Annotated in this window: 9 protein-coding genes; 6 read left to right on the top strand and 3 right to left on the bottom strand. The window is 63.8% G+C overall.

The window, feature by feature from the left end:
- Positions 1-115: 115 nt before the first annotated feature.
- Positions 116-301: a hypothetical protein gene (locus QZV93_RS16285; RefSeq protein WP_295559682.1), complete on the bottom strand. Its 186-nt coding sequence runs from the start codon at positions 299-301 to the stop codon at positions 116-118.
- Positions 302-462: 161 nt separating this feature from the next.
- Here QZV93_RS16285 and QZV93_RS16280 point away from each other — a divergent pair, with 161 nt between their 5' ends.
- From QZV93_RS16280 to QZV93_RS16270, 3 genes are all read left to right on the top strand, one after another.
- Positions 463-693, top strand: a complete 231-nt coding sequence (locus tag QZV93_RS16280; RefSeq protein WP_295559681.1) for a hypothetical protein — start codon at positions 463-465, stop codon at positions 691-693.
- Positions 694-775: 82 nt separating this feature from the next.
- Positions 776-1,129, top strand: a complete 354-nt coding sequence (locus tag QZV93_RS16275; protein WP_295559680.1) for a hypothetical protein — start codon at positions 776-778, stop codon at positions 1,127-1,129.
- Between the two features lie 121 nt (positions 1,130-1,250).
- Positions 1,251-1,484, top strand: a complete 234-nt coding sequence (locus QZV93_RS16270; protein ID WP_295559679.1) for a hypothetical protein — start codon at positions 1,251-1,253, stop codon at positions 1,482-1,484.
- Between the two features lie 241 nt (positions 1,485-1,725).
- Here the strand turns inward: QZV93_RS16270 and QZV93_RS16265 are convergent, their stop codons facing one another.
- The gene (locus QZV93_RS16265) at positions 1,726-2,619 is read right to left on the bottom strand and encodes an SDR family oxidoreductase (protein ID WP_295559678.1); all 894 of its coding nucleotides are present in this window, start codon (positions 2,617-2,619) and stop codon (positions 1,726-1,728) included.
- A 339-nt stretch (positions 2,620-2,958) separates the two neighbouring features.
- Here QZV93_RS16265 and QZV93_RS16260 point away from each other — a divergent pair, with 339 nt between their 5' ends.
- Positions 2,959-3,462 (top strand): phasin family protein, encoded by a 504-nt coding sequence (locus QZV93_RS16260; protein WP_295559677.1) that lies wholly within the window; start codon positions 2,959-2,961, stop codon positions 3,460-3,462.
- A gap of 59 nt (positions 3,463-3,521) precedes the next feature.
- Here the strand turns inward: QZV93_RS16260 and QZV93_RS16255 are convergent, their stop codons facing one another.
- On the bottom strand, positions 3,522-4,736 hold the full coding sequence (locus tag QZV93_RS16255) for a hypothetical protein (RefSeq protein ID WP_295559676.1): 1,215 nt from the start codon (positions 4,734-4,736) through the stop codon (positions 3,522-3,524).
- 298 nt (positions 4,737-5,034) lie between these two features.
- Between QZV93_RS16255 and QZV93_RS16250 the strand changes: the two genes are divergently transcribed.
- The gene (locus tag QZV93_RS16250) at positions 5,035-6,042 is read left to right on the top strand and encodes an ELM1/GtrOC1 family putative glycosyltransferase (protein ID WP_295559675.1); all 1,008 of its coding nucleotides are present in this window, start codon (positions 5,035-5,037) and stop codon (positions 6,040-6,042) included.
- A 611-nt stretch (positions 6,043-6,653) separates the two neighbouring features.
- Positions 6,654-8,311: PQQ-binding-like beta-propeller repeat protein (locus QZV93_RS16245; RefSeq protein ID WP_295559674.1), on the top strand; the 1,658-nt coding region annotated here is incomplete at its 3' end.

The following is an 8,311-nucleotide window of genomic DNA, read 5'->3' as shown; positions in this document are numbered from 1 at the left end:
TGCTATCGGGTCTATCGCTATCATCGTTGGCGGATCGTTTGCGACGATTGATCCGCAACAGCCCACGAGCCCCGGCTCCGCGCCGGGGCTTTTTCACGCAGAGGCGAGAGCCGGCCTACTTGGCGCCGGTCGCGACACTCCGCCCGTGCAGCTCTTTCCAGGCGGCGAGATCGATCACCTCGCCGGGGCCGTCAGGCCGCGGCTGATGCTCGGTCGACGTGCCCTGCCGCTTGGTCAGTCCCTGCAGAATGACGCCGAGACTGACTCCAAGCACGAGGTAGCAAACCGTCTCTTTGCTCATGAGAGCCCCCCGATTCGGTGCTCACGAGAGTGGCGGGGTTTGCAGGAGGCCTCTAGTGCGCAGGCACCACACCCACTGGCAATCGGACCGGGAAAACGTCGGAACCGAAATGCCGGTTGACGGATTTTCCCTTGGCAGACTTGCTGAGCGGAGAAGTACTCATGGCCTTGCCGACGCGCGAACGCGTACCCGCCCATACGGCCAAGGAAACGAAAGATCAGAAACTCACCTACGGCGAAGGCCAGCGCGAGCAGTACGGAGAAGGAACGTCGTATCGCCCGGAGGAAAAGACCGGGGCCGCCGACGAATTCATCGAGCACGGCTTCGCCGGCGGCGCGCGGAAAAAGAAAGCCATTCCCGACACCCGGAAGCCTGATGGCGATTGCACATGATGCGCGTGCGCTGCGGAACGATTTTTTGAACAGCGCGTTGTCAGCGCACCCCTGAGGCAATCGCGAACAAGGAGCCGTAAAAATGGGTCAGACGTATCAGTCGTATCAGGACGCAGTCGAGTCGCGCGCCCGCGAAGGCCAGGAGAGCATTCGAAACCTGAAGCAGAAAGCTGAGGACGTCGCCGATACGGTAGCGACCGAGGGCGCCAAGGCCGTGAAGGCAGCCGGCGAAACCGCGAGCGACGCCGCCGCCGCAACCAAGCGCTTTGTCCAGGAGCAACCGTATATCGCCATCGGCGCCGTCGTCGTTGCCGCCTGTGCCATCGGCGCGCTGTGGAAGCTCTCCTCGTCGCGCCGCTCGAGTGGCAACGAATTTCTCGATCGTCTGTCGGAGGCCGTCGAGCCCGGCTATCGCGCCCTGCGCCGTCGCCTGTAGCTAACGGGAGCCCGGATCTCGGCCAGCAGGCCCGCTCTCGCCGAGGGCGGGCCTTTTGCGTCAGGAACTGGCGAGCGAGCTCGCGCGTTTCTCCATAAGATGAGTGGGAGGAGGACGATCCATGACGGCCGCGACTCAAAAAAAGAAGAAGGCGGAGCTGGAGAAGGAATTGGACAGCGCGCTTGAGGCCACGTTTCCGGCAAGCGACGCCGTAAGCATCGACAATGCGATTTCCGACGCTCCCGATCGCCCGGTTGGTCGGCGTCCGGCCCCGATCGACAGAAACCTTGTCGACGCGCTTGCCCGCGAGGTGGCTCGGAAGAAAGGCGCGGGCATCAACCGCAAGCCGGGCTGAGGTGCCGCCTGCAATCTATTAAGAGCTGTTATCGATTGAGCATCAGGTGGCGCGCGACCCCTGAAAACAATGGCGGCAGCCTATCGAGAACGCATGCTCTCGCCAGACCGCCGCTCGACACCAAGGTACGCGGGACCTATCCCTGGCGCTTGAGGGGATTAAACCGCGAAATCGTTTCAACTCTGCAAACGATCTTTGTCGGCATAACGATTTGTGCGGTCGGTACATTTGGTCGCACATGTCATAAGGCGTCGCGTTCGGGGGCACGCTTCTCGACCGCCAGCAGCGCCCCGACCAGCGGCACGCTCACGGCATGCGGCAGGACCTTGACGGCGAGTTGGGCAAGCGAAGGCAGCACGCCGGGCACGATCACCGTGCGCCCGAGCAGGAAGCCGCGGTACGCGCTGCGTGCGACCGCCTCCGCGCTCATCGCTGGAACAAGGCTGCGATAGAGCGCGCGCTCCGCCTGCATGGCGCGATGGAACGCCGTGTCCACCGGACCCGGCGCAACCGCTGCGATGCGCACACCCCGTCCTCGCGCTTCATACGCTACCGCCTCCGTCAACGAGATCAGGTAGGCCTTGCTCGCATAGTAGACCGCCTGGTGCGGACCGGGCACGAGCCCGCCGAGCGAGCCGACGTTCAGGACGCCGCCCCGTCCTCGCGCCAGCATCGGCGGCAGCATGTGATGCATGAGCCGCGTCGCAGCCGTGATGTTGAGCGCGAGGAGACGCTCGATGTCGGCGATCGCTTGCTCGGCGAACGGGCCGGCAAGGCCAACTCCCGCATTGTTGACCAGCACGTCGGCGTAAAGTCCGGCCTCGCGGAGCGCGGCCTCGATCAGGTGCGGCGCGTCTGCCGACGTGATGTCGAGCGCCAGCGGCACCGTGCGCACGCCCGTCGCGTCGGAAAGGGCCTTTGCGGCTGCTCCGAGCGAGGCCTCTCCTCGAGCGATCAGAACCACCGCCGGCCCGCGCGCCGCGAAGCGCTGGGCAAGCGCGAGGCCGATGCCGCGCGAGGCGCCGGTGACGACCACAGCCGGAGCCAATCCGCTCACGGCCGCAAGCGCGCTGCGATCGAGCGCGGCGTGCCGGCTGATCCAGAGATCCGCGACGCGGGCGAGAGAATGGATCATGCACAAGCATCCGGTCCTGTCGGGAATGCGGACTGTGACGGCCCGCCAATTCGCCCCCAATAGCTCACGGATCGCGTTGATTTTGAAGCTCGAATCCGCGTGTTTCGCTGTAAATGCGTTGCAAACGCTATCTCTTTCCGTAGTCCGGTGCATGGCGCGCTTGTGTCTCAAATGCGCCGGGATGTTGTGGATAACTCGGAATGTGAAAGGCGCCGCCCTGCGCGCGGCGCGACAGTAGCGTCGTCTGACGACGTGACGTGCGTGCATCTTCCATTCCGAAGGCGCACGAGCCGGGCCGAAGGCCGAAACAACCGACACCGGCATTGGCCCGTTGAGAGCATGCAACCAACCCGAAGTGTTGGGCATTGCAAGCATGATGCACTGTTTGGTCTACGCAGCGTTGCATCGCGCAGCAATCACGCGTCGGAAGTCGGATCACTGGTGGAGGAGCGTACGATGAATGCCAATGCGTCAAGATCGCTAGCCGACCAGAATCCTGGTCTCGCCTCGTTCGAGGCCTGGATGAGCATAAACCGGCCGATGTTGGCAGCCATGACCGAGCTGAACGGCCGCTTCCTCGAGCAGGTCTCGAAGGCGAATAACGAGTGGTTGGGTTTCGTCAATCGCCGCCTGAACGAGGACATGGCCGCTTCGCAGCGCTTTATGGAATGCAAGACGGTACAGGACCTGTTCGCCGCGTATTCGGATTTCTTCCAGCGCGCGCAGCAGCAGTACCAGGCGGAGTTCCAGTATTTCGCGCGGCTGAACCAGAAACTCGCCGACGAGACGGCGAGCGTCATCAAAACGCACATGGACGACGTCGAAGCGGATATGCGCCACTAGCGCCGCGAGACGTCCGCCGAAAATCTGACCGTTCAGTCCGGCGCGCGCGGCGTTGCCGTTCAGCTTTCCTTTATGTCCGCGCCGAGCACCAGCTTGCGCGCCAGCGGCGACAGCAACACCACCACCGCCAAGAGCGCGAGACCCACCAGCAGAAGCAAGGAAAGCTCCGACGCACCTGAGCCCAGGTAGCGGACGACGATCGCCACCAGGATATCGTACTTGAACACCGCGATCGTGCTGGCCGCGACGCCGGCGAGCTTGGCCGCGAGTTCGAGATCGTGGTCGTGCTGGCGGAACGAGAACAGGAGCAGCAGCATCGCCCACGCGCCGAACAGGAAGCTCATGAGCGGCACGATGGCCCGGAAGCCGCCCTTTTGCTGTACGCCGAACAAGGCATCGGCGGATTGCACGTAGCCCTGGCTCATGAGCGGGAAGAAGATCATCGCTGCCGCGCCGACCAGCACGCCGATCTCGATACGCGAAAGCTGGTCCGGGTAGTGCCGCTTGACGCCCGAGTGCCGCACAGTGAGCAGGATGCTGATGGCCAGCAGGATGAACAAGAAGAACACCTTCCCCGGCAGCAGGAGCTTGTGCACGCGCCCCGTGATCGACTGCTGCACCGGGTCGACGTACCGCGTGTCGATCGCCGACTGGTAGCGCTGCTGCGCCGTGCAGCAGGCCGCGTCCGTGCTGAGCGGGGGTGCCTCCGAAAGCGGCGTCGAGGCGAAGCAGAACCGCTCGACTTCCTTCGTCCCGTCGTGGCCGATCAGCGGCTCATCCTCGCAGGAGCGATAGAACTCGCGCACGCCGAGCCGCTTCTGGCTCACAGCGCGCAAGTTGGTCACTCCGTCGATGAGGGCCACGCGCTCGCAGGCTGGGCCGCCTTGCTTCCCGCATCCTGCAGGCTCGCTTTTGTCGGCCGCAAGCGTCGTCGGCTTGAGATCCCAGACCGATCGGTGCGGGTTGGCGGAGAGCCCGGATGCGATGTGGTAGGCGCCTGCCGCGATCAGGATGAGCCCGGCCAGAAAGCGCGCCGGTCCCAGCGAGACATAGCGCCAGTACATATCCACGAAGGCGCAGGACGGAAGATAGAAAGCGGCCAGCGCCACGAGGCCCAGTGTCGGGAAGAACAGGAACAGGTGGCTGTCGAAGGTCGCGAAAGCAATCGCCTTCTCCAGCCCGAACTCCGAGATCAGCACCGCGGGCACGGCGATGAAGGAAAGCCCGAGCAGCACATAGACGACAAACACGAACGCACGCGCACCAAGCGACATGGCAGGATTCCGGCTGATAAAATGGCCCGTGGAGAACTGAACACGCGAAAACGAGCGGGAGTATGCCCATCAGACGGCACACGGCCTAGGACTTCCCGGCCACGCTCCGGCACGACAATTTTGAGCCGCCGGCGAAATTTACCAACTTGCTGTCGGGACCCGCTGCAAAACCTGGAGCCCGTAGGTAGACAGGCTGTCCGTCGCCACGGAATATGCCGCCGCCGGGCGATGCGCCGCGTTCCCGGGCAAGGGAAGGTAGGCCAGCCTGAACGCCGAGCAACCAGAGTCCGGAAAGGCCGTGCGGCTGAAACGCGTGCTTTTGATTTCGGACGGCCGCCCGGGTCACTACCGCCAGAGCGAAGGCGTGGTTGCGGCCCTGCGCCGGCACGCACCCGTCGACGTCGACCGGCTGGAGCTGCGTCTGCCGGCATTCCTTCCGAAGGCGCTTGTTCCGAAGCTCGGCCGGGTGCTGCCGCCTGCCTGGACGCTGCGCCTGCTTCACGGCATCGATCCGGGCGCCCTGCGAAGACCGGACGTCATCGTTTCCTCGGGGGGCGCCACGCTCGGCGCCAATGTCGCCCTCGCCCGCCTCCTCGGCGCGCCGAATGTATTCAGCGGTTCGACGCGCGGGTTTCCGCTCGCCGCGTTTCGGCTCGTGCTCACGCCCTATGCATCCGTCGCGGCCCCGCCCAAGGTCGTGGCGGGCCCCAAGCCGACACCTTTCGACCCCGACCCAATTCCCGCGCCGCGTCCGCTTCCTGCGCGCGGAGGTGAAAAAGGCATTCGCGTAAGCCTCCTTGTAGGCGGGCCGACGCCTTACGCCAGGTTCGCGGGTGACGACTGGTTGCGCCTCGCGGCCCTCACGGAGGCGCTTGTCGTGCAATGGGGCGGCCACGTCACCGTCGTCACCTCGCCCCGCACGCCCGACGAGGCCTATGCACACCTGCTCCCGCTTGCCGAAGCGAGCGGCGGAGCCGTCACCGTCATTGACTATAGAACGGCTGGTCCGGGCTCCATCGATACCGCCTTTGATTGCGACCTGCTTCTTGTCACGAGCGACTCGATGTCCATGATGACGGAAGCCGCCTTGTCGCGTCGCCCGGCCGTTGCGCTCGCGCCCGCAAGTGTGGCGCCCAACAAGGACGACGAAGCCATCGCCGGGCTTGTCGCCGCCGGATGGCTTGCGGTTCTGCCTCTCGCGAGCACGGACGCCGCAGCGCTGATCGAAAAGGCGACCGCGCTCGCTCCCATCGGACACAATCATCTCGATCGCCTCGCGGACCTCCTCTCCGCTGCGCTCGCGTGAGCCGAGCCACCCGTCCGCATTCGTCCCGCCGAGTTGTCGATCTCCGTCGGAAATCAGAAATAAGAAAAAATCAGCAGTCCAAATAGGAAAATTTCCTAGGCGAGATTTATAGTTTTCCATTACGTTTCGGGAAGTTTTCCATATGCGCATCTTATCATTGCAACACATGACGCATTTTGTCCGCAACTCATCGAACAATGGGGGGAAATGTAGGGCGTCGGATGTTCGACGCCGCATCCCAATGCCGATCCGATGGGTTTACGTCGAGCTGCTAAAATAACAGCGCGTAATCAACGCAGTATCGACGAGCGTGGTTTTGCTGAGAGCGCGCGCTCGATATCCGGAGCGCGTCTTTCATTTCTCACTGGGCTGCACTTCGAGCAGGAAAAACATTTTGGCATAACGCTTGCCTCCCATTCTCCCTCGCAAGGATCGCGCGAACACGAAAATCGCCGCGGACTTGCAGACGCGAAAATGGGGGGATCTGTTAAAAATGCCCCCGCGCGTTCGCTAGAAGAACGAAACAGCGAAGGGCGAGGAAAATGTTCTCCAAGGGAAGAAGTGGGCTTGCGCGGTGGTCGCTAGCCGCGTGCATGACGGTGTGCGCCGGTATGGCCGAGGCCGGGGGCGGAAACTGGACCGAGTACACGGGCGACAAAGCGGGCTCGCGGTATGTCGCAGACGGCAAGGCGACGGCGGAGTCCGTGAAGAAGATGAAGATCGCCTGGCGCCTCTCCCTGCCCGGCAACAACCTTGCGGCGGAAAATCCCGATCTTCGCACCTGGGTCAACGAGTCGACGCCGCTCGCGATCGACGGAACGGTCTATGCGACCTCGCCGCTGGGCATCGTCACGGCCGTCGATGGCGCGACGGGCAAGGAAAAATGGCTCTACGACCCGCAGGGCTATCTGGCCGGGCAGGCGCCGAACCTGGGCTTCATCAGCCGCGGCCTGACGTACGTTGAGGTCGACGGCGAGCAGCGCATCATCGCCGGCACGCCGGATGCCTTTCTCATCATGCTCGACGCGAAGACGGGCAAGCCCGTCGAGAGCTGGGGCGAGAAAGGCCGCGTCGACCTGACGATCCATAAGCGCCGTCCCGTGCAGCGCGACCTTGTCACCGTAAGCTCGCCGCCGATCGTTTGCGGCGGCAATATCATTCCGAGCCTCGCGGTGCTCGATTCGTTTGCCGCCGGCCGCCCGCCGTTCAAGTATCATCCGCCCGGCGACATTCCCGCATTCGACCTCAAGACGGGTAAGCGCGTCTGGATGTTCCACAACCCGCCGCTGGCCGGCGAGGATGGCGCTGACACCTGGAAGAGCGGTCTTGAGGATACGGGCGGCACGAACCTCTGGGCTCGCCCGTCGTGCGACGACGAGACGGGAACGGTCTATTTGCCGCTGTCGACGCCCTCGAACGACTTCTACGGCGGCCATCGCCTGGGCAACAACCTGTTCGCGGAATCGCTCGTTGCCCTGGATTCGAAAACCGGCAAGCGCGCCTGGCACTTCCAGATCGTCCGTCACGGACTTTGGGATTACGACCTGCCGACGAACCCGAACCTGATGGACATCACCGTCGACGGCAAGAAGATCAAGGCCGCAGTTCAGGTGACGAAGCAGGGTTACGTCTACGCCTTCGACCGCGCCACCGGTAAGCCGATCTGGCCGATCGAGGAAAAGGCAGTCCCGGCCGGCAATATTCCCGGTGAGGAATATGCGCCCACGCAGCCTGTTCCGTCGAAGCCCGCGCCGTACGTCCAGCAGGGCGCCAGCGAGGCCGACCTGATCGACCTGACCCCAGAGCTGAAGGAAGAGGCCAAGAAGATCCTCAACCGCTACAACCACGGCCCGCTGTTTACGCCTCCGACGATCGATAAGGCCGGCACGCTGAATGTTCCGGGTGTGCTTGGCGGCGCGAGCTGGGCGGGTGCGGCTCACAATCCGAAGACCGGCGTCCTTTACGTGCCGTCCTTCACCATCCCGTTCGCGATCAAGATGAAGAAAGAGGTCGAGGGCACGTCCGCCCACAAGTACACCGGCACGTGGGCCGGCGTCGGCGGACCGGACGGACTGCCGCTCTTCAAGCCGCCGTTCTCGACCATCACTGCGATCGACATGAACACGGGCGATCACAAATGGCGTGTTCCGGCCGGCCGCGGCCCGATCAACCATCCCGCGATCAAGGCCGCCGGCCTCAAGAGCGTGGGCGCGACGCACCAGAGCTTCATTGTCATCACCGACGACATCGTGTTCACGGCTCCGAACGG

Source organism: uncultured Hyphomicrobium sp., assembly GCF_902826555.1.
GTDB lineage: Bacteria > Pseudomonadota > Alphaproteobacteria > Rhizobiales > Hyphomicrobiaceae > Hyphomicrobium_C.
This window is presented reverse-complemented; position numbering and strand designations above follow the sequence as displayed.

Coding starts and splice junctions, on each gene's coding strand:
- QZV93_RS16255 (WP_295559676.1), bottom strand. CDS start 4,736: ATGTCGCTTGGTGCGCGTGCGTTCGTGTTTGTCGTCTATGTGCTGCTC.
- QZV93_RS16280 (WP_295559681.1), top strand. CDS start 463: ATGGCCTTGCCGACGCGCGAACGCGTACCCGCCCATACGGCCAAGGAA.
- QZV93_RS16285 (WP_295559682.1), bottom strand. CDS start 301: ATGAGCAAAGAGACGGTTTGCTACCTCGTGCTTGGAGTCAGTCTCGGC.
- QZV93_RS16275 (WP_295559680.1), top strand. CDS start 776: ATGGGTCAGACGTATCAGTCGTATCAGGACGCAGTCGAGTCGCGCGCC.
- QZV93_RS16265 (WP_295559678.1), bottom strand. CDS start 2,619: ATGATCCATTCTCTCGCCCGCGTCGCGGATCTCTGGATCAGCCGGCAC.
- QZV93_RS16270 (WP_295559679.1), top strand. CDS start 1,251: ATGACGGCCGCGACTCAAAAAAAGAAGAAGGCGGAGCTGGAGAAGGAA.
- QZV93_RS16260 (WP_295559677.1), top strand. CDS start 2,959: ATGCAACCAACCCGAAGTGTTGGGCATTGCAAGCATGATGCACTGTTT.